Genomic DNA, 18,871 nt, shown 5'->3' with positions numbered 1-18,871 from the left:
GGTCTTCGAGTGATGCCGCACCCCACGGATGGTGCGACCTCGAAGCTCACTTAGACGACTTCCGGTAAACGCGAGGCGCCAAGGTCCGCGAACAACCGACATACTGCCCCCGGGGGCGTCGGAATGTGGCCGACGCCGCAGGGGCGCTGGAGCAAAACACCATATGGATACTCAGCAGAACCCTACAGAGCAGAATCCGTCAGACCCCACGCAGGAACAGCTCGATGTTCCATTGAAGAAGGCTCCGAGGACCCGCCGCAAGAAGGTGGAGCCCGCAGCCGAGACCCCGCAGGAGTCACCCACCGACGCAGCGGTTATTGACACCGCAGCCACCGACATTGCGGCAGTCGACGAGCCAGTTGCGCCGAAGCGTCGTGCCTCGCGCAGCCGCAAGGCAACCACCAGCGATATCGTCCTCCCCGACGCGCCGTCTACCCCACCCACCGGTTCGACGACGCCGGACTCGGCAGCCGCTGATCCTGCAGACCCAGCCGACGCGCCGAAGGCAAAGGCACCGGCCCGCCGCCGGTCCACCCGCAAGGCTGACGCCGCGATCACCGCACCCAGCGACGACGCTGCGAATGGAGACGCTGCGAGTGGAGATGCCGAGGCAGGTACGTCACCGGCAGACGCTGTGCTGACCCCTGTCAAGAAGGCCCCGCGCCGCCGGCTCACCGTAGCCCAGAAGAAAGCCGCGGCCGAGGAGGCTGCAGCCGCGCAGGCCACCCCAGCGGTGGAAGAGGCTGCCCAGGAAGCCACGGCCCAGTATGCCTCCAGCGAGGCCGTGCAGGACGCTGCGGAAACCCCCGAAGCGGTCCAGGTGCCCGAAACCCCCGAGGTCCCACCGACCCTGTCGGCAGCGGACCCCTTTGCCATCCCCGCGTCGCTGTTCCACGCTCCCGACCTGCAGGCTGTTGCAGCTCCCGCCCGCAAGACCGCTCCCGCACCATCCTCCACCGACGAGGACACCACCGAGGACGACGAGGATGGTGACACCGAGACCGGTGGGCGCCGCCGTCGTCGTAACCGCCGAAGCCGGGGCAAGGGCCGCGCCGACCAGGACGTCGGCAGCAACGACAACGGCCCGGCTGCCGATAATGGCTCGGACAGCGACAGCGACGAGGGAGTGACCTCACGGCGCCGTCGTCGTCGCCGCCGCGGAGATCAGGACCTTGAACTCACCGGCGGCCAGGATGATGACCCACCCAACACCGTGACCCGGGTGCGAGCACCCCGGCAGGTCCAGGAAACTGCACCCTCGAACAAGGTCACCAGCGTCAAGGGCTCCACCCGGCTGGAAGCCAAGAAGCAGCGCCGGCGCGAATCCCGCGACACCGGGCGCCGTCGCCAGGTGATCACCGAAGCGGAATTCCTGGCACGCCGGGAATCGGTGGACCGGCAGATGATCGTCAGGCAGCGCGACGACAGGATCCAGATCGCTGTCCTCGAAGACGGTTTGCTGGCCGAGCACTTCGTGTCGAAGACCCAGCAGGACTCCCTGATCGGCAACGTTTACCTGGGCAAGGTCCAGAACGTGCTGCCGAGCATGGAGGCAGCGTTCGTCGACATTGGCCGCGGCCGCAACGCCGTCCTGTACGCCGGCGAGGTCAATTGGGATGCCTCCCGCCTCGACGGCCAGCCCCGCCGGATCGAGCTTGCCCTGAAGTCCGGCGACACCGTCCTGGTGCAGGTCACCAAGGACCCCGTCGGCCATAAGGGTGCACGCCTGACCAGCCAGATTTCCCTGCCCGGGCGCTACCTGGTGTACGTGCCGGGCGGCTCCATGACCGGAATCTCCCGCAAGCTTCCCGATGTGGAACGCAACCGGCTCAAGCGCATCCTCAAGGATCGCCTCCCCGACAATGCCGGGGTAATCGTGCGCACCGCTGCGGAGGGTGCCAGCGAGGAAGAGCTGACGCATGACATCAACCGGCTGCGGTCGCAGTGGGAGAACATCGAGGCCAAGTCCGGCTCCACCAAGTCGCTCGCACCCGAGCTGCTCTACGGGGAACCGGACCTGACCATCAAGGTGGTCCGCGACGTCTTCAACGAGGACTTCTCCAAACTGATCGTCTCCGGTGATGAAGCCTGGGACACCATCGAGGCCTACGTCATGTACGTGGCCCCGGACCTGGTGGGCCGCCTGGAGAAGTGGACCGGCAACGAGGATATCTTCTTCGCCAGCCGGATCGATGAACAGATCCACAAGGCACTCGACCGGAAGGTGTTCCTCCCCTCCGGCGGGTCACTCGTGATTGACCGCACCGAGGCGATGACGGTTGTTGACGTCAACACGGGCAAGTTCACCGGCAGCGGTGGAAACCTCGAGGAGACCGTCACCAAGAACAACCTGGAGGCGGCGGAGGAAGTGGTCCGCCAGCTGCGCCTGCGCGACATTGGCGGGATCATCGTCATTGACTTCATCGACATGGTCCTGGAAGCCAACCGGGACCTGGTGCTCCGTAGGATGGTCGAGTGCCTGGGCCGTGACCGCACCAAGCATCAGGTTGCCGAAGTTACCTCGCTGGGGCTGGTCCAGATGACCCGGAAGCGGATGGGCACCGGCCTGCTGGAGGTCTTCGGTGAGAACTGCGAGCACTGTGGTGGGCGCGGAGTCGTCACCCACGACGAGCCGGTGGAACACAAACGGCATGTTGTCTCGCCGGACAACCACCAGCAGCACCTCCGGCAGGAGAAGGTGTCCCGGAGCGAGCGCAAGCGCAACCGGAGCCGGTCCTCCTCACCTGCCGACGAGGAGCAGCAGGCTCCCGAGGCGCCGCAGAACGACGCCGAGCGGCAGGCACGGGCTGAAGCGGCCCGGGTGGCCCTCGCGAGCATCGCCGCAGCCACCCACGCCGCCCATGAGGCTCAGGGCCACCCTGCGGCTGACGAGGCCGCCGAAGTGGTGCTCACCATCAACGGGGAAACGGTAAGCCTCCCCCGCGCGGAGAGCAGCGACGCCGAGGTCCAGGAAGCACGTCGCCTGACCCTCGACAGCCTCACCCAGGCGTTCGACCGCAAGCCCACGTCCGAACAGCCGACTAATGATCAGCCGGTGTCCGAACAACCCTCATCCGAACAGCCGGTTTCTGAACGGCCGGGCAACGAACAGCCGGCCAGTGGACGACGGTCCCGGCAGTCGACCAACGAACGGACTGCCGCCGCCCAGCAGCCGGCGCGTGCTGTGTCGCGTGAGACCGGATCGTCCGGTCCCACGCAGCAACCGGTGAGCCCTGCAGAGGAGCCTCGCAGCCCCCGCCGTAACCGCCGGCGTGCCGGCAGCCCCCAGGGGACTGCCGCGACCGCCACCATCGAGCGGAAGCAGCCCGATGCCGCAGAGATCGCCGAGCAGCCGGTGGCACGGTTCGTCGCAACCGCCGTGGCACCCCGAAAGTCCCCGGCAGCAGTGCCAGCCAAGGATGAGCCAATGATCCTTGGGGTAGGGGTTCCCGCCTCCGAGTTGTAGCGGTGGGCTGCTCCCGTGCCGCTGGCCCTCCCACGGGAGGGCCAGGGGTGGGGGAGCGGCTCGTCCCGGTTCGGAGGTTCCCGCGACTCGCCCACCCTGGGAGGATTTGCAGGAAACCGCCGCTCTGGCGTAATCTTGATCTTCGGTGCGTTCGCCTTCTAACCGGTTATCCGGGGCGTCGATGCACAGCGTCAGCGGTAGGACCAAATAGTATGGTTTACCGGTGTAAGTACGCACACAGTAGTTTTCCAAGCATAGTTGTCGAGAGAAGTGAGTTCCCAAGTGGTGTACGCGATTGTCCGCGCAGGCGGCCGGCAAGAAAAGGTTTCCGTGGGAGACCTCGTAACCCTTGACCGCGTCACCGGTAAGGCCGGCAGCAGCTTTCAGCTGCCCGCCCTCCTCCTGGTCGACGGCGACAAGGTAACCTCAGCAGCAGATGACCTGGCCAAGGTCGCTGTCACTGCCGAGATCATTGAGAATCTTCGTGGACCGAAGATTGTCATCCAGAAGTTCAAGAACAAGACCGGCTACAAGAAGCGCCAGGGTCACCGTTCGGAACTGACCCGCGTCAAGATCACAGGCATCAAGTAACCTCTTCGTTCTTTATCAAAAGGTAGGCAAAGCAGATGGCACATAAGAAGGGTGCGAGTTCCACTCGCAACGGTCGCGATTCGAACGCCCAGTACCTCGGCGTCAAGCGGTTCGGTGGACAGGTTGTCAAGGCCGGCGAGATCATCGTCCGCCAGCGTGGCACCCACTTCCACCCCGGCGCTGGCGTTGGCCGCGGCGGAGACGACACGCTGTTCGCACTGGAGGCCGGCTCGGTAGAGTTCGGTAGCCGTCGTGGACGCCGCGTCGTCAACATCGTCGGCGCAGTCGCAGAGTAGTTTCTGCGCAACCAAGCATTAGGCAGTGAGGTGGGGTGAGCCGATCCGGCTCGCCCCACTTTCTTTTTAAGCCGGGATACACTCGGCACCAAATCCAAAAATTCTGAAGGAGTTCAACGTGGCAAGCTTCGTTGACCGGGTGGTTCTGCATGTGTCGGGCGGTACCGGCGGTCATGGCTGCGTTTCCGTCAAGCGTGAAAAGTTCAAGCCGCTGGGCGGGCCCGATGGTGGCAACGGTGGCGACGGCGGAAGCGTGATCCTGCGCGTTAGTTCGCAGACCACCACCCTCCTGGACTACCACCACGCCCCGCACCGTCACGCCACCAACGGCGGCAACGGGATGGGCGACTGGCGCGGAGGCAAGCAGGGCGAGACCCTGATCCTCCCCATGCCTGACGGCACCGTCGTCAAGACCAAGGACGGCGAAGTGCTCGCCGATCTGGTCGGGGAAGGCGCCGAATTCGTCGCTGCCTCCGGTGGCCAGGGCGGACTCGGCAACTCCTCGCTCTCCTCCCAGAAGCGCAAGGCACCCGGCTTCGCGCTGCTCGGTATCCCCGGCGACGCCCGCGACATTGTGCTGGAACTGAAGTCCATTGCCGATATCGCGCTGGTTGGTTTCCCCTCCGCCGGCAAGTCCAGCCTCGTCGCAGCCATGTCCGCGGCCCGCCCCAAGATTGCTGACTACCCCTTCACCACGCTGGTGCCGAACCTTGGCGTCGTGGAGTCCGGCGATGTCCGGTACACGATCGCCGACGTGCCCGGCTTGATCGAGGGTGCCAGCGAGGGCAAGGGCCTCGGCCACAACTTCCTGCGCCACGTCGAGCGCTGTGCCGCGCTGGTCCACGTCCTGGACTGCGCCACGCTTGAGTCCGACCGCAACCCGCTCAATGACCTTGACATCATCGAGCGCGAGCTCGAAAAGTACGCGGTCGACATGAGCTTCGCGGGCCCCGACGGCGACGTCGTCCCGCTGAACCAGCGCCCCAAACTGATTGCCCTGAACAAGGTCGATGTCCCCGATGGCAAGGACATGGCGTCCTTCGTCCGGCCCGAACTCGAGGCACGCGGGTACCGCGTCTTCGAGGTGTCGGCTTCCAGCCACGAGGGGCTCCGGCAGCTCGGCTTCGCGATGGGCGAGATCGTGACCGCCGCCCGCGCCGAGCTCAAGGCCACCCCGCCGAAGATCACCCCGCCCGTGCTCCGCCCCCGCGCCGTCAACTCCCGCGGTTTCATCATCCGGAACGAGGAGAAAAACCTCCTGCCGCTGTTCCGTGTCATCGGTGAGAAGCCCGAGCGCTGGGTCAAGCAGACCGACTTCAACAACGACGAAGCCGTCGGCTACCTGGCGGACCGGCTGGCGAAGCTCGGTGTCGAGGAACAGCTGTTCAAGAGCGGCGCCAAGCCCGGCGACACTGTGGTGATCGGCGAGGACGACGGCGTCGTCTTCGACTGGGAGCCAACCATGATGGGCGGCGCGGAGCTGCTCGCGTCACCGCGTGGCACCGATATCCGCCTGGCGGAGTTCGTGCGACCCACCCGCGATGAAAAGCGCGAGGACTACCAGGACCGCAAGGATGCACGCGCCGCGGCCCGGGCCGATCTGGAGACCGAGCGCAAGGCCGGGATCTGGACTGAATCGGTCAACTACAAGACCCGTACCGGACCGGGGGCCGATCCTGATCAGCCGCAGGTTGATGAGCCGGCACCAGCAGCGGATGACGAAAAAACCGGACACTGAGGTGACGATGACGGCTAAACGTCCCCTGAGAACCCGTTCGGGCCTCGCAAAGGCGAAGCGGATTGTCGTGAAGGTGGGATCATCCTCGCTGACCTCCATCTCCGGTGGTCTGTCCGAGGAAGCTCTGGTAGGCCTGTCCGACGTCCTCGCCGCCCGCCGCAACGAGGGCACCGAGGTGATCCTGGTGTCCAGCGGTGCCATCGCGGCCGGCCTGGCGCCGCTCGGGCTGAAACGACGGCCCAACCAGCTGTCCTCCCAGCAGGCCGCCGCGAGTGTTGGCCAGGGCCTGCTGATGGCCCGGTACACGGCCGCGTTCGGTGCCCATGGCGTCACGGTCAGCCAGGTACTGCTTACCGCCGAGGATCTGATCCGCCGCGGCCACTACGCCAACGCCCATCGGGCTATGGAGCGGCTGCTGAATTTCGGTGTTGTTCCCATCGTCAACGAGAACGACACCGTCGCCAGCCACGAGATCCGGTTTGGTGACAACGACCGCCTGGCCGCCCTGGTGGCGCACCTCGTAAAGGCTGACGCGCTGGTGCTGCTCTCCGACGTCGACTCCCTGTACGACGGACCGCCCAAGGACGACGCCCAGCGGATTCCCGAGGTCAGCGGTCCACAGGACCTCGAGGGCGTCGAGATCGGGCGCACCGGCAAGGCCGGGGTCGGTACCGGTGGCATGGTGACCAAGGTGGAGGCGGCGACCATTGCCGCGAGCTCCGGAATCCCTGCGCTGGTCACATCAACCGACAACGCGGCGGCAGCACTGGCCGGCGCCGACGTCGGCACCTGGTTCAGCACCAACGGCCGACGCAAGCCGATTCGCCTCCTGTGGCTGGCCCACCTGGCAGACATCCGGGGCACCCTGACCCTCGACGACGGCGCAGCGAAAGCCGTCGGCGAACGGCGGCGCTCCCTGCTGCCCGCCGGCATTGTCTCGGTCGGAGGCGACTTCGAAGCCGGCGACCCGGTGGCCATGCTGGACCCGCAGGGCGGCGTCGTCGCACATGGACTGGTCAACTACAGTTCCTTCGAACTGCCCAGGATGTTGGGCCGGACCACCCGTGAGCTCTCCAAGGAGCTGGGCCGCGAATATGAGCGTTCAGTGGTCCACGTCAACGACCTCGTGGTGCTTCGCTAGACTGGGTCAATGACTTCCGTGACCGAACAGCAGACAGATGTGACCACTGCGGTGCACGCCATCGCTGACCGCTCGCGCGTGGCGGCACGGCAGCTAGCCGCCGCCAACCGGGCCGCCAAGGACCAGGCACTCCTCGCGATCGGTGAGGCCCTGGTAGCCAACGGTGCCGGGATCCTCGCCGCCAACGCACTCGATGTTGAGGCAGGGCACGCGAACGGCACCTCGAAGGCGCTCCTTGACCGTCTTAGCCTCTCCAATGAACGCATTGAGGGGCTGGCGGCAGCCCTGACGAACCTCGCGGGACTTCCCGATCCTGTGGGCTCACTTGAGCGCGGACAGACTCTGCCCAACGGTGTCCGGATGCGCCAGGTCCATGTACCCCTCGGCGTCGTCGCCGCGATCTACGAGGCCAGGCCCAACGTGACCGTCGACATCGCCGGGCTGGCGCTCAAGAGCGGCAACGCGGTCATCCTCCGTGGTGGCAGCGCCGCCGCACACACCAACTTGGCGCTGCTTGACATCATCCGGGGCGCGCTGGTGACCTCGGGCCTGCCGGCCGACGCCGTGCAGAGCGTCGACGAGTATGGACGTGAGGGCGCCAACGTTCTGATGAAGGCGCGCGGGCGGGTGGACGTGCTGATTCCCCGTGGTGGCCACGACCTGATCCAGACGGTTGTCACCAACTCGGCAGTACCGGTGATCGAGACCGGGGAGGGCAACGTGCACATCTACGTTGATCGCAGTGCCGACCCTAAAATGGCCGTGGACATCCTCCTCAATGCGAAAACCCAACGCCCCAGTGTCTGTAACACCGTCGAGACCCTGCTGGTGCACCGCGACGCCGTCGCCACCGGCGACGTGCTGCGGGCGCTCGTGGCAGCCGGGGTGCGCATCCACGCGGACCAACGGACCCTCGACGCGTTGCCCGACGGCGTCAGCGCCATCCTGGCCACCGACGATGACTGGGCCAGGGAGTACATGGACCTGGACCTCGCGGTGGCGACAGTGGATTCCCTGGATGAGGCCATGGCGCACATTCGACGGTGGACCACCGGCCACACCGAAGCGATCGTCACCAACGACCTGGGCAACGCTGAGCAGTTCATCGCCGGTATCGATTCGGCGGCAGTGATCGTCAACGCCTCGACCCGGTTCACCGATGGGGCAGAGCTGGGACTAGGCGCCGAGGTGGGAATCTCCACCCAGAAGATGCATGCGCGCGGGCCAATGGGATTGCGTGAGCTGACTACTACCAAATGGATCCTTCAGGGCGATGGGCAGGTCCGGGCCTAGGACAGTGCCCCAATGCGCGTAACATGGTAGGGAACCTATCCGCCGGTTTGTGCTGACCGGCCACGTACTAACTTGATTTCAAGGGGAGAATTTATGCTTTCTCAGTTTCTCGATGCCGCAGTTGTCGCTGCCGAGACCGGCGGACACGCGGTACACGTCGAACTTCCGATGGATCCCGTACTGTACGGGGTCATCATCATGGGAGCGCTGCTGGCGCTGATGTTCATCACCCTGGCCTTCACCAGCCTCGGGAACCGTCACGACGCCGTTGAGGAGCACGCTGACCCGCACAAGCAGCACCCTAACAAGCATGACCACGGCGAAGCCACGCGCCGCTAGCCACGGGACGTGAATCCAGCCGATAGGGCACACGCGGACGGCCGCCCGTGGCGACTTGGGGTGATGGGCGGTACCTTCGACCCCATCCACCATGGGCACCTTGTCGCAGCCAGCGAAGTGGCTGCAGTCTTCAACCTCGACGAGGTAGTGTTCGTGCCCACCGGGCAGCCGTGGCAAAAAGCGGAACGGGCAGTCAGCCCGGCTGAGCATCGCTACCTGATGACGGTCGTGGCGACGGCGTCCAACCCGAACTTCACGGTGAGCCGCGTGGATATTGACCGCCCCGGTCCCACCTACACCATCGATACGCTGCGCGACCTGAAGGCGGCCCGGCCCGAGGCTGAACTGTTCTTCATCACCGGCGCCGATGCCATGGCTCAGATCCTGTCCTGGAAGAACGCCGACGAACTGTGGTCCCTCGCCCATTTCGTAGGGGTCACCCGACCAGGCCACGAACTCGATGGGGGAGGCAGGGACGTGAGTTTGCTGGAAGTGCCAGCCATGGCCATTTCCTCGACGGATTGCCGGCTGCGGGTGGCTGCCGGGGATCCGGTCTGGTACCTGGTGCCCGACGGCGTGGTCCAGTACATTGCCAAGCACGGTCTTTACCGGGATGAGGCAGTGGCCGGGCAGCGTCTGGAACATCCCGTCCGACACAACGAACTGAAATCTACTACTGGGTGAGAAACCAATGACGAACGGCAACGATTCCGCGCACGAGCGGAAGCGACGGGATCTGCGCGGGACGAACGCCGACGTCGACCGTCCCGTGACCGGTCTTGGACCGGTCCGTGAAGGAGGAAGGCGGGACCGCCGTCGTCGTAGTGACGAACCCTCCATCCAGGCTCAGGCGCAGGAGCATGTCGCCCTGCTGCAGGAGTCCGGGGACGATGATCCCTTTGCGGTAGACCCGGAAGTTCTGAAGCAGCAAAAAGCCCTCGCGGACCGGGCGGCAGCCCTGAACACGCGCGCCCTGACGGTGCAGCAACCTTCCATCGAGGAAACGCAGCACGCCCTGGTGGGTCTCGGCTCCGAGCCGGGCGTTGACGACCCGACGGCCGCCCACAACCTTTCGATCTTCTCGTCCGGCAGGTTCGTCGGGCTGCCGGTCGCTGCCTTCCAACCACCAGGCGCGACGACGCCCGGTTCCACGTCAATGACGACGCCGGAACCCGGGAACGCCGCCCCGGAGCGGGCCGATCCGATCGGCGCACGCACTGCGCACGGTCTCGAACCACTCGATGCCATGACGGCGGGGCTGGGGCGGGTCAAGCGCCTGCAGCTATTGCAATATTCGATTGTCAGTCTGGGCGCCCTGGCGCTGATCACCGGGGTCATTATGATCACCGGGGTCTTCAATTGAACCTGACGGCTGACTACACACAAGGAGATACGTGAGCGCTAACGAAACGTCCATCGCAATTGCCCGGGCGGCTGCACATGCAGCCTCGGACAAAATTGGCCAGGACATTGTGGCTATTGACGTCAGCGAACGGCTGGCGATTACCGATGTCTTCCTGGTTGCTTCGGCATCCAGCGAACGGCAGGTCAATTCGATTGTCGATGGCATCGAAGAGGAACTGGCCAAGCGGGATCTCAAGCCCGTCCGCCGGGAGGGACGCAGCGAAGGCCGCTGGGTTCTGCTGGATTACCTGGATGTCGTAATTCACGTCCAGCATGAAGAGGACCGTGTCTTCTATGCGCTGGAGCGCCTATGGGGTGACTGCCCGGTCATTGACCTGCAGCTGGAAGACGCGCCCGCAGCGTCGACGTCGTCAACACCTGCAGCAGGTCCTTCATTGGCCAACGACGCCACCTCTCCTGACGCCGGGTGAGGTTCAACGCCGCCGGATCGGCGGGCGCCCGGAGGATCGTGTTCTGGCGGCACGGGCGGACCGACTGGAATGCCCGGGGATTGTTCCAGGGGCAGGAGGACATCCCGCTCGACGAGCTGGGTCAACAGCAGGCACGGGAGGCCGCTGCTGAACTGGTGTACCTGGCGCCTTCGCGTATCTACTCCTCCGACCTTGCCCGAACTGTTGCCACCGCGAATGAGCTGGCGTCGTTGACCGGCGTCACCGTGGAGCTGGATCCCCGGTTGCGGGAGACCTACGCGGGGCAGTGGCAGGGGTTGTCCTTCGCCGAGATTGCGTCACGGTTTCCTGCAGATCAGGCCGCGTGGCATGGCGGGGACCCCACCATGCTTGCCGGGGGCGGCGAGAGCCGTCTGGACGTGGGCCGGCGAATGGCTGAAGGTACCCTCGAGGCCGTGGCGGATCTTGGCCCTGGGCAGACCCTGGTGGTGACGAGCCACGGCGGATCGATCCGGGCGGGGCTTGCTGCGCTGATGGGACTGCCACCGGAACTCTGGGCGTCCCTGTCGGGGGTCTCCAACTGCCATTGGTCGGTTCTCGAGGAGCTGGATCAGGGTCCGGAAGCCCGAAACAAGTGGCAGCTGACCGAGCACAATGTGGGGTTGGCATCGATGCCATCCACGCCGCTGGAAGGCTAGATGCCCTTACTGACCGGCCAGAAACCGGCCGATTTTGCAGGGGGCCGATTGTTGACTAAACTAAACAAGTTGCTCCGGCCGGTTCGGCGGGGTGGCACCAAGGAATTGGGGCTATGGCGCAGCTGGTAGCGCACCTGCATGGCATGCAGGGGGTCAGGGGTTCGAATCCCCTTAGCTCCACCAATGATCCGCTGGGACAACGGCTTGTAGCCGTCGTCCCAGCGGATTTTTCTTTACCCCGCCGACCCACTGCTGGTTGTACGTGCAGTTCACCCCCCGACTGCGCCGCCAAAGTCTCCCGCCGCACGTACGATACAAGCAATGCGTTGAGAACGGACGGCGTGGGGGAAACAGTGACCGATGATCGATCGACGAAGTGGGCCCGCGCGGAACGGGCTGCCCTTGGCCTCGCCGACGGAGGAGTGGGCGTAGCCGTTCGCCGCTACTACACCACGGTCACCCCAGTGATCCTGCTGATCGGCGTCGCCGTCGCCGTAATCGTGGTCCTGGTCTTCGACGAACCCGTAGCCTGGACCACCACAGCATCCGGCGCGCTGCAGGTATCGGGTATTTTGACCCTGGTCTACGGGTTTGTCTACGCCAGCAAGAAGGTGAATCCGCTGGTCACGCCTGATCGTGCATCGGTGAACATTTTGCTCCATAAGGACGACTCCCGGAGTATTAGGAAGCAGATCAATGGAGCCGCACCGGTTCAGGATGATCAGGTAGTGGTAGCCCGCGGAGTCGCCATTCAGATGCTGCAGGGGTTGGCGCTGCAACTCTCGATCGCTAACGGCCAGCTGATGATATTCGCCGGCGGAATCTACCTTGGTTCTACGTTCCGGCTATTCTGGGCGCTCCTCGCACTCGTTTCGGCTTGCCTGCTCGTTGTGATGATCTGGCACTTCCGCAAGACCCAAAGGTTTCTGAAAGATACGGAGCCAGCTCTTGTCTCCGGCGACATGTGAGGACAATTCGTGACGATCCACTTGCGTAGTGCGTTGACGGACCCGGCATCGCCGGTCTTTGGCATAGCTTCTGTTGGCGTTATGGGAGGGCTGACGCTTGTTGACGATGCGAAGCTGAATGATCGGGACCGCCGCACGATGCGGGTGGTATCCGCCGTTGTGTCGGGTTTCTACGTGGGAGTCACCTCAGGAGGTAAACAACTTCCCCTGAGGGTCCTGACAGGGCTCGCCACAGGTGGTGCGGCGCTTCGCTTCGCTGCTACGAGCGAGGCAATCGATCGACGGCTGGAGCGGAAGCTCCGCCAGTTCGGAGCCCAGCAGCCGCGTCTGTGGATGGCTGTCGGCACCGCGTTCCTAATCTTCGCTGGGTATCTAGCGGACCGTTCTGCGGCCAAGCGCGAGCGGCAGCTGGCGTTGGCCACTGAGCCGGAAAGCGCCATCGTCGCCCCTGCCGACAGCCGTGCCGACTGAGGGGTGATGGTCGTGCGGGGTGGGTGACCGAACCTAGGAGGCCCGCTCCGAGTCGTGCTTCGGCCGGTGTCCAGCGATCGCGGCGCGGAGGTCGCCTTCTTCGTGGCCACCCTTGTTCTTGCCGAACGGCAGCGCCTTAATGACCGGGTGCACGATGGCCATCACGATGAGGCCCCAGATGAGTCCGAGGACCGCTGAGCACAGGGTGTTCACAAGCCAGGCCAGGAAACCGCCGACGACGGCGATTCCAGCGAAGGGCGCCTCAAGGACATGCACCAGATCATAGGGGGCGTGCCAGCCGAGGTCGTAGGCACCCTGCAACATGATGTGACCACCAACCCACAGCATGGCAACGGTCCCGATCAGCGTGATCGTGGCCAGGACCGACGGCATTCCTTTGACCAGCATTTCACCGAAACGCTTGGACCCTGCGGAATCCTTGGTCGTCAGGTGCAGGCCGATATCGTCCATCTTGACGATCAGTGCAACCGCTCCGTACACGATGACGGTAATGGCGATCGCCACGACGACCAGGATAATCGCCCGGACCCAGATCGACTCGTCGGCCACCTCGTTCATGGAAATCACCATGATCTCGCACGACAGGATGAAGTCGGTGGTGATGGCACCCTTGGTGACCTTCGCCTCCGCTTCAGGACCGCGGTCGACAGCGGGAGTTTTCTCGGCCGCATGCTGGCCACGGAGCTTGTGCCAGACCTTCTCCGCACCCTCGTAGCAGAGGTACGTGCCACCCGCCATGAGGATGAACGGGATGATCCACGGGATGAAGGCGCTGATCAGTAGCAGCGCGGGAAGGATGATCAATAGCTTGTTCCGCAGGGAGCCCCAGAAGATTCGCTTGATCATTGGCAGTTCGCGGGATGGGTCGGCCCCGGACATGTACTGAGGCGTTACTGCGGCGTCGTCGATCACTACGCCCGCTGCTTTGGCTCCCGCCTTGGCAGCGCCGGCTGCGACATCATCCACGGACGCGGCAGCAATCCGGGCGAGGGCCGCGACATCGTCGAGCAGTGCGACAAGACCGCCGCTCACAGGGCGCCCCCACACTGGAACGTGGAGGGGTGCAGGGCGCGGAAGCCATAGGTCAGGCTGGTGATCGGCATGCACTGAGTATATGACCAAGTGGGCCGATCGAATGGATCCTTAGATCCGACGGTATCCACGCCTTTTCCCGGCCAGGCGGCCGGCGAGATCGGAAGCAGCGAGTACAGCGATGATGATCGAGAAGGCGGCCAGCGCGAGCATGAGATACAACCCGATCAGCGTGGTCAGAGGGGGTTGATGTTCTCTGAGCAAGGACATCCCACCAGCGAGACCGACGACCCAGAACACGGTGACGGCAACCAGCGCGATGATGGAGGGCAGGGCACCTGGATTGATGCGAAGCCACTGCCAGGATGTCCCAACGAATCCGTTCACCAGTCTCATGGGGCCCATTGTGGCGCGGGAGTATTTGGCGGGGGAGCACAAAACCGCAACAGGTCTGTCACGTTTCGGTAGCGAACCTGCTAGCTCGCCGCCCAGGCGACCTGGTTACGACCCAGGTTCTTCGCCTGGTAGAGGGCGGTATCCGCCCGGCCAAGAAGCATTGACGCGCTATCGCCGGGTTCGGCCAGCGCTGCCCCCACTGAGCAGGAGACTTTGAATTGCAAGGCAACGGAACGGAGGCGCTCCAGGATCAGGTCCGCGTCTGCGGGGGCGCAACCGGGCAGCAGAACCACGAACTCGTCGCCTCCGAGCCTGCCGAGGGTGTCTTCCGCCCGCAGCGCCTGCTGCCACTTACTGGTGAGTTCCTCAAGAAGCTGATCTCCAGCTGCGTGGCCCTGAAGATCGTTCACCTCCTTGAAATGGTCGACGTCGATCAGCCCCGCCACCAGGGAACGGCGCGGCGTGCCATCCCCGCTCAGCGCGGCGTGAAGAATTCGGTCCAGGCCCCGACGATTGATGATCAGGGTCAACGGGTCGATTTCGCTCTGTTCGCGGGCTTGGGACAGCCACATGATGACACCGCCCGTCGTCGAGATCACGGTGATCAGGGCAATCGGTTCGAAGACCGTCAGGTGAGTGGCTTCATCCCGGACCAAGAGGACAGTCACCCCCAGATAGGTGACGGCGGCAAACCCTATCTGGAGTGCCGCTACCAGGGGATTGAGGAACAGCAGGGCGTAGATGACGATCCATAGGTAGAAGAAGCTGAAAGAAACCACCCCCGAGGTACTTCCCCCGGTAGCCGTCAAGATAGTGACGACGACCGTGCCGGTCGCCAGCAGCCAGGGTTGAGCCGCGGCGGGAATCCGGTGACGCAGCAGGAGAATAGTGATGCCAGCGAGGACGAGCGGCACTCCCAGACCCGCCAGGAGTGCGTTATTGAGAGTCGGCGGATGGGGGAACAACAGCACCAGCAACATCGTCACGCCCCCGACCAAATAGAACAGGGCCATCGCGGCAGCCGAAACCTCCCGCGAGTACGGGAAGGGACGGGTCCGCTGCATCCACTTCAGGAAGCTGGCAACGCTGCCCGGCGAGGCACTACCTCGGGTTGATGACATGTTGACCTTGCTGTTCGGAAGCCAACCAATACGCTTCTTGGCACGACTTATGGACAACCTACAGCAGATCCCCGGTCAGGGTTCATCCTGTCTGGGTGATGCGACAGGAATCTTGCCGCAGGACACTGGCGGAGTATAAGCATCCATCGCCGCCTGCGGTGTTGGGAGTCGTTCGATGAAGGAGCATCATGGAGCGCAGATCTCTCCGGTTCGGGGGTTTCGCAGCCGCCGGAGTTATAGCGATTTCTCTTGCCCTGACCGGGTGCAGTTCCCCCACCCCTGAAGAAAATGTGTCGCAGGCCTGCACCGAGGCCGAAGCCTTGGCCACGGCGGTCGAGGACTTCCGTACAGCGCTGACGGCCGAATCCACGGTCGAGGAAGTCCGGTCGGCACGGGACGCCGTCGTCGATGCCTATGAAACGCTCATGGCAGAGGCACAGGATGTGGCCCAGGACCGGATGGACGACCTGGAGGCCAGTGTCATGGAATTCCGATCGGCGGTCGACGACGTGCCCGAAGATACGGCGCTGCCGGACGCCGTCGAGGACCTGCGCAGCGAAGCATCCGACGTCGGATCATCCCTTGACGATCTTGAGTCCGACCTGACGTGCTAACCCACGTCCCCGACCACCAGTGCATGTCGCCCAAAGGAGTGAAAAATGGAAATTCTGTCGAGAGTCTGGGATTTCTTCTGGCTACTGATCTGGATCTACGCCCTGATCGCGTTTCTGACCCTGCTCTTTTCGGTCATCACCGACCTGTTCCGGGATGGGAATCTGAGCGGCTGGCTTAAGGCAGTCTGGCTGGTCTTCCTCGTCTTCGTCCCCTTCCTATCGATTCTCGTGTATCTCATCGCCCGGGGCGATGGCATGGCGACGCGCGGGCAGCGGTTTGCCGACGAACGTCGCGAGGAGCAAGCCGCCTACATCAGGTCCGTCTCGGGGGCGAGCCTCAGCGATGAGATTGCAAAGGCCCGGGCTCTGCTCGACGCCGGGACCATCAGTTCGGAAGAGTACGAGCTGATCAAGCGGCAGACGCTCGCACAGTAGTCAGCTAAATGACCCCAGGAATGACCCCACCCGGGGAATTCATCCACCAAGTTTCACTCACTTAGGAGTAGCAATGGATTTTTGGACCAGTTTTTGGAACATCTTCTGGTTCCTCTTCTGGATCTACGCGGTACTGGCCTTCGTTACGATCCTCTTCTCGGTCATCGCCGATCTCTTCCGCGACAAGGCCCTCAAGGGCTGGCACAAGGCGGTGTGGCTCATCGGCCTGGTTTTCCTTCCTTTCCTGTCAATCCTCGTGTACTTGATTGTTCGGGGCGATGGAATGGCAACCCGGAACCAGGAGCAGGCGATCGCCCGTCAGGACGCCCAATCGGCGTACATCCGCTCGGTCTCAGGTGTCAGCCTCAGCGACGAAATCAATAAGGCACGGGCACTGCTCGACGCCGGCACCATCACTGATGAGGAGTACACCCTGATCAAGCAGAAGGCACTCAGCGCCTAGGAGGGAACTGCTTCGGCGGGCAGAAGGCGTCACCGGGCATGGAAACACCAGACGGCCAGGGACCGGCCGCCGCGACCGCACCCGCGCATACCCAGGGCGTGATCGCAGTCGGCATGTGTGTTGCGGTCTGGTGGCCCTCGTTCACCCTCGGTGCCTGGGGCCGGCTGTTTTTTGATCAGGTCCTTACGGTCTGGGCTGCGGCGACCGCGGCCCTCCTCGTTGTCATCTTCCGCCGGGATGGAGAACGGTATCGGTTGCGCCGGGCGATCGCCCTCTTCCTGCCCACGGTGTGGCTGATCCTCGTCATTGTCGGCAGGGACGACGGGAGCCCGCTGGATGTACTGACCGACCTCCTGGGGAATGCCATCGCCATCGTGGGTATACCGGCGACCATGTGGGTGCTGGCCAGGGTTGTCTGGCCCGCATTGGGCTCCGACCAGCCCCTGGTGCGACGGGCCCTGGTGATCGCCGCAGTGGCTTCCATCGCCGCTACCGCCTACGCCCTCGGGGTAAACCATTCGGTCTTCCATACCTGTGAGGACTTTGTCGTGAGTGGGAACTCGGAACCGGACGGCTGCACGGAGAACCCCTGATCGCGGCCTGGCCGGCCGACAGAGTCGCGGTGGATTAGACGCTTGCCCCCGGGACGTGGCCACGGTCCGCCGAATACACAATCATCTTCGGTGCGCGGGCCACCAGAAGCCACACGGGCAGCACGGCCAGGCACAAGACGGCGAGCAGGGAAATATCACCGACCACGATGATCGCGATGAACAGGGCAATCCACCCGTCACGGCATTCCGCGAGCACAGCCCCAAGAACTCCGCTGGCAAGGGCCAGACCGAGAGGGATGCCGGGGAGGAGGGACTGAGCCAGGAGACCCACCGCAGCCCCGATGAAGACTGCGGGAAAGATCCGTCCACCCCGGAAGCCAGCAGTAGCGGCCACCAGCAACGCTGCGAGCTTGACAGCGATAATGAAGACCAGCTGGGTCGCTGAGTAGTCCTCCGCGCCCCGGATGAGGTCCGCCATCTGTTGACCACCCTTGAACAGCGTGACCGAGCCTCCGACCGCTCCCAGCACGCCGAGGATCATCCCGCCAACGGTGGTGTAGATCCATGGTTTCCCCCATTTTCTGAAGACGGCATGGAGCGGCCGGAAGATGATCGCGCCCAGCAGGATGATTAGCGCCGCAACGCTGGCCACAACACCGGCGGCCAGCAGATCCGACAACCGTGGCGCCCCCAGTGCGGGAATGCCCGTCGCGCCAAACTGGGGCCCATCGATCACCCTCATCGTCAGTGATCCGGCGGCCGCCGCAAGGAGGGGGAGGAAAAGCCGGTCCCACAGCGCGCCGCCGGACTTCGCTGCGGCGACCACCCCGGTGAACACCAGGGCCGCGGCAACGGGCGTACCGAAGAGTGCCCCGATGGTTCCCGCTGCTGTCACCATGACCACCAGTTCCACGCCGATCTGTGGCCATAGCCTTCCGACGAGGGCCACGATGACAGCGGTATTGATTGCGATGATCGGGGACTCGGGGCCCAGGCTGACTCCGCCCGCCAGCATCAGGACCGTCACCAGGAGAAGCCCGGGAACGACGGCGAGCGCCAGCGGCGGCGCGATGAGCTCGACCGTCGCCGTATCCCGACCGCCGTGACCGGGGACAAAGGACAGGATGAGTCCGATCGCCAGCCCGGTTGCGGTGAGGACGGTGAAAATCCACCAGCCGGAATCGGGGGAGAGGCCCCAGGCGCCCGGAAGGTCAACCCAGAGGACGTGTTCGAGCAGGTGGGCGGCTTCCTCGACGAGGAATAGTCCGAGGGCTGCGACGACACCTACTGCGGCCGCGGGGAGTGAGAGGCCCAGGAGCGTCCGGATTGCTGGTTCCCCTTGTCCGTCCACATCTGCCATTCTCCTCAGGGCGTTGGAGGCCAAATCACCCTGCGCGGGTGATCCCGTGCCTGAAGCAGG

The 18,871-nt window shown here is 64.3% G+C and carries 21 protein-coding genes and 1 tRNA gene; 18 read left to right on the top strand and 4 right to left on the bottom strand.

The genetic code is table 11. From position 1 onward, the window contains the following. The first annotated feature begins 163 nt into the window (after window positions 1–163). The 14 genes from HMI57_RS07315 to HMI57_RS07250 all read left to right on the top strand — a co-directional run bounded on the left by HMI57_RS07315 (window position 164) and on the right by HMI57_RS07250 (window position 12,815). The gene (locus tag HMI57_RS07315) at window positions 164–3,466 is read left to right on the top strand and encodes an Rne/Rng family ribonuclease (RefSeq protein WP_171585289.1); all 3,303 of its coding nucleotides are present in this window, start codon (window positions 164–166) and stop codon (window positions 3,464–3,466) included. A gap of 282 nt (window positions 3,467–3,748) precedes the next feature. Beyond that, window positions 3,749–4,057, top strand: coding sequence for a 50S ribosomal protein L21 (gene rplU, locus HMI57_RS07310; protein ID WP_019482657.1), 309 nt, complete (start codon window positions 3,749–3,751; stop codon window positions 4,055–4,057). Window positions 4,058–4,092: 35 nt separating this feature from the next. Beyond that, window positions 4,093–4,353: a 50S ribosomal protein L27 gene (gene rpmA, locus HMI57_RS07305; RefSeq protein ID WP_081743419.1), complete on the top strand. Its 261-nt coding sequence runs from the start codon at window positions 4,093–4,095 to the stop codon at window positions 4,351–4,353. Between the two features lie 118 nt (window positions 4,354–4,471). Beyond that, entirely contained in the window at window positions 4,472–6,091 is a 1,620-nt protein-coding gene (gene obgE, locus HMI57_RS07300) for a GTPase ObgE (RefSeq protein WP_318779247.1), read from the top strand. 7 nt (window positions 6,092–6,098) lie between these two features. After that, window positions 6,099–7,232, top strand: a complete 1,134-nt coding sequence (proB, locus tag HMI57_RS07295) for a glutamate 5-kinase (protein WP_171585288.1) — start codon at window positions 6,099–6,101, stop codon at window positions 7,230–7,232. Between the two features lie 9 nt (window positions 7,233–7,241). Then, a complete protein-coding gene (locus HMI57_RS07290) occupies window positions 7,242–8,525 on the top strand; it encodes a glutamate-5-semialdehyde dehydrogenase (RefSeq protein WP_171585287.1) in 1,284 nt (427 codons plus the stop codon). A 93-nt stretch (window positions 8,526–8,618) separates the two neighbouring features. Then, complete coding sequence (locus HMI57_RS07285) at window positions 8,619–8,864, top strand: hypothetical protein (RefSeq protein WP_171585286.1); 246 nt, start codon at window positions 8,619–8,621, stop codon at window positions 8,862–8,864. Window positions 8,865–8,924: 60 nt separating this feature from the next. After that, window positions 8,925–9,548, top strand: coding sequence for a nicotinate-nucleotide adenylyltransferase (gene nadD / locus HMI57_RS07280; protein ID WP_318779248.1), 624 nt, complete (start codon window positions 8,925–8,927; stop codon window positions 9,546–9,548). Window positions 9,549–9,555: 7 nt separating this feature from the next. Continuing rightward, the gene (locus HMI57_RS07275; RefSeq protein WP_171585285.1) at window positions 9,556–10,227 is read left to right on the top strand and encodes a hypothetical protein; all 672 of its coding nucleotides are present in this window, start codon (window positions 9,556–9,558) and stop codon (window positions 10,225–10,227) included. 31 nt (window positions 10,228–10,258) lie between these two features. Next, entirely contained in the window at window positions 10,259–10,699 is a 441-nt protein-coding gene (rsfS, locus tag HMI57_RS07270) for a ribosome silencing factor (protein ID WP_171585284.1), read from the top strand. Continuing rightward, window positions 10,696–11,376 carry a histidine phosphatase family protein gene (locus HMI57_RS07265; RefSeq protein ID WP_171585283.1) on the top strand — a complete coding sequence of 227 codons (681 nt, stop codon included), beginning with the start codon at window positions 10,696–10,698 and terminating at the stop codon, window positions 11,374–11,376. The genes rsfS and HMI57_RS07265 overlap by 4 nt, the downstream gene beginning before the upstream one ends. Before the next feature lie 107 nt (window positions 11,377–11,483). Beyond that, window positions 11,484–11,559 (top strand) — tRNA-Ala (locus HMI57_RS07260). Window positions 11,560–11,729: 170 nt separating this feature from the next. Further along, window positions 11,730–12,344, top strand: a complete 615-nt coding sequence (locus HMI57_RS07255) for a hypothetical protein (RefSeq protein ID WP_171585282.1) — start codon at window positions 11,730–11,732, stop codon at window positions 12,342–12,344. Between the two features lie 9 nt (window positions 12,345–12,353). Continuing rightward, window positions 12,354–12,815, top strand: a complete 462-nt coding sequence (locus tag HMI57_RS07250; protein ID WP_171585281.1) for a hypothetical protein — start codon at window positions 12,354–12,356, stop codon at window positions 12,813–12,815. Window positions 12,816–12,848: 33 nt separating this feature from the next. On the opposite strand, the gene HMI57_RS07245 is transcribed toward HMI57_RS07250, so the two are convergent. From HMI57_RS07245 to HMI57_RS07235, 3 genes are all read right to left on the bottom strand, one after another. After that, a complete protein-coding gene (locus tag HMI57_RS07245) occupies window positions 12,849–13,868 on the bottom strand; it encodes a DUF808 domain-containing protein (RefSeq protein WP_171585280.1) in 1,020 nt (339 codons plus the stop codon). Between the two features lie 111 nt (window positions 13,869–13,979). Continuing rightward, the gene (locus tag HMI57_RS07240; protein WP_171585260.1) at window positions 13,980–14,264 is read right to left on the bottom strand and encodes a hypothetical protein; all 285 of its coding nucleotides are present in this window, start codon (window positions 14,262–14,264) and stop codon (window positions 13,980–13,982) included. An 80-nt stretch (window positions 14,265–14,344) separates the two neighbouring features. Further along, window positions 14,345–15,385 carry a GGDEF domain-containing protein gene (locus tag HMI57_RS07235; protein ID WP_171585279.1) on the bottom strand — a complete coding sequence of 347 codons (1,041 nt, stop codon included), beginning with the start codon at window positions 15,383–15,385 and terminating at the stop codon, window positions 14,345–14,347. A gap of 188 nt (window positions 15,386–15,573) precedes the next feature. Between HMI57_RS07235 and HMI57_RS07230 the strand changes: the two genes are divergently transcribed. The 4 genes from HMI57_RS07230 to HMI57_RS07215 all read left to right on the top strand — a co-directional run bounded on the left by HMI57_RS07230 (window position 15,574) and on the right by HMI57_RS07215 (window position 17,490). Next, entirely contained in the window at window positions 15,574–15,999 is a 426-nt protein-coding gene (locus tag HMI57_RS07230; protein ID WP_171585278.1) for a hypothetical protein, read from the top strand. 45 nt (window positions 16,000–16,044) lie between these two features. Further along, a complete protein-coding gene (locus tag HMI57_RS07225; RefSeq protein ID WP_171585277.1) occupies window positions 16,045–16,434 on the top strand; it encodes an SHOCT domain-containing protein in 390 nt (129 codons plus the stop codon). Between the two features lie 73 nt (window positions 16,435–16,507). Then, window positions 16,508–16,897, top strand: a complete 390-nt coding sequence (locus HMI57_RS07220; protein ID WP_171585276.1) for an SHOCT domain-containing protein — start codon at window positions 16,508–16,510, stop codon at window positions 16,895–16,897. A gap of 38 nt (window positions 16,898–16,935) precedes the next feature. After that, window positions 16,936–17,490 carry a hypothetical protein gene (locus HMI57_RS07215; RefSeq protein WP_228720984.1) on the top strand — a complete coding sequence of 185 codons (555 nt, stop codon included), beginning with the start codon at window positions 16,936–16,938 and terminating at the stop codon, window positions 17,488–17,490. Window positions 17,491–17,524: 34 nt separating this feature from the next. Here the strand turns inward: HMI57_RS07215 and HMI57_RS07210 are convergent, their stop codons facing one another. After that, window positions 17,525–18,802 carry an ion channel protein gene (locus tag HMI57_RS07210; protein ID WP_346655156.1) on the bottom strand — a complete coding sequence of 426 codons (1,278 nt, stop codon included), beginning with the start codon at window positions 18,800–18,802 and terminating at the stop codon, window positions 17,525–17,527. Between the last annotated feature and the right edge of the window lie 69 nt (window positions 18,803–18,871).

The sequence above is a fragment of the Arthrobacter sp. 260 genome, assembly GCF_013116745.1.
Taxonomy (GTDB): domain Bacteria; phylum Actinomycetota; class Actinomycetes; order Actinomycetales; family Micrococcaceae; genus Arthrobacter_D.
Note: the sequence above shows the minus strand (reverse complement) of the source record. Positions and strands in the feature narration are given on the sequence as shown.